Source organism: Streptomyces sp. NPDC013455 (assembly GCF_040632975.1).
Lineage (GTDB): Bacteria > Actinomycetota > Actinomycetes > Streptomycetales > Streptomycetaceae > Streptomyces.
Genome location: NZ_JBEYCX010000057.1, coordinates 1 through 1,573 on the forward strand (window position 1 = coordinate 1; position 1,573 = coordinate 1,573).

Below are 1,573 nucleotides of genomic sequence, written 5' to 3' on the forward strand. Positions count from 1 at the left end.
TGGAGAGTTTGATCTTGGCTCAGGACGAACGCTGGCGGCGTGCCTAATACATGCAAGTCGAGCGCGGGAAGCAAGCAGAACCCCTTCGGGGGTGACGCATGTGGAACGAGCGGCGGACGGGTGAGTAACACGTGGGCAACCTGCCTGTAAGACTGGGATAACTCCGGGAAACCGGGGCTAATACCGGATAATACGTTTTCTTGCATAAGGAGACGTTAAAAGGCGGCGCAAGCTGTCACTTACAGATGGGCCCGCGGCGCATTAGCTAGTTGGTGGGGTAAAAGCCTACCAAGGCGACGATGCGTAGCCGACCTGAGAGGGTGATCGGCCACACTGGGACTGAGACACGGCCCAGACTCCTACGGGAGGCAGCAGTAGGGAATCTTCCGCAATGGACGAAAGTCTGACGGAGCAACGCCGCGTGAGTGAAGAAGGTTTTCGGATCGTAAAACTCTGTTGTTAGGGAAGAACAAGTGCCGTTCAAATAGGGCGGCACCTTGACGGTACCTAACCAGAAAGCCCCGGCTAACTACGTGCCAGCAGCCGCGGTAATACGTAGGGGGCAAGCGTTGTCCGGAATTATTGGGCGTAAAGCGCGCGCAGGCGGTCTTTTAAGTCTGATGTGAAAGCCCACGGCTTAACCGTGGAGGGCCATTGGAAACTGGAGGACTTGAGTACAGAAGAGGAGAGTGGAATTCCACGTGTAGCGGTGAAATGCGTAGAGATGTGGAGGAACACCAGTGGCGAAGGCGACTCTCTGGTCTGTAACTGACGCTGAGGTGCGAAAGCGTGGGTAGCGAACAGGATTAGATACCCTGGTAGTCCACGCCGTAAACGATGAGTGCTAGGTGTTAGGGGGTTTCCGCCCCTTAGTGCTGCAGTTAACGCATTAAGCACTCCGCCTGGGGAGTACGGCCGCAAGGCTGAAACTCAAAAGAATTGACGGGGACCCGCACAAGCGGTGGAGCATGTGGTTTAATTCGAAGCAACGCGAAGAACCTTACCAGGTCTTGACATCCTCTGACGGCCCTAGAGATAGGGAGTTCCCTTCGGGGACAGAGTGACAGGTGGTGCATGGTTGTCGTCAGCTCGTGTCGTGAGATGTTGGGTTAAGTCCCGCAACGAGCGCAACCCTTGATCTTAGTTGCCAGCATTCAGTTGGGCACTCTAAGGTGACTGCCGGTGACAAACCGGAGGAAGGTGGGGATGACGTCAAATCATCATGCCCCTTATGACCTGGGCTACACACGTGCTACAATGGATGGAACAAAGGGCAGCGAAGCCGTGAGGCCAAGCAAATCCCACAAAACCATTCTCAGTTCGGATTGCAGGCTGCAACTCGCCTGCATGAAGCCGGAATCGCTAGTAATCGCGGATCAGCATGCCGCGGTGAATACGTTCCCGGGTCTTGTACACACCGCCCGTCACACCACGAGAGTTGGTAACACCCGAAGTCGGTGAGGTAACCGTAAGGAGCCAGCCGCCGAAGGTGGGACCAATGATTGGGGTGAAGTCGTAACAAGGTAGCCGTATCGGAAGGTGCGGCTGGATCACCTCCTTTCTAAGGAATAAG

Annotated in this window: 1 rRNA gene; it reads left to right on the forward strand. The window is 55.4% G+C overall.

Annotated features, from left to right (window positions below):
• Positions 1 to 1,561: ribosomal RNA gene (locus ABZ576_RS34195) — 16S ribosomal RNA — on the forward strand.
• Positions 1,562 to 1,573 lie beyond the last annotated feature (12 nt).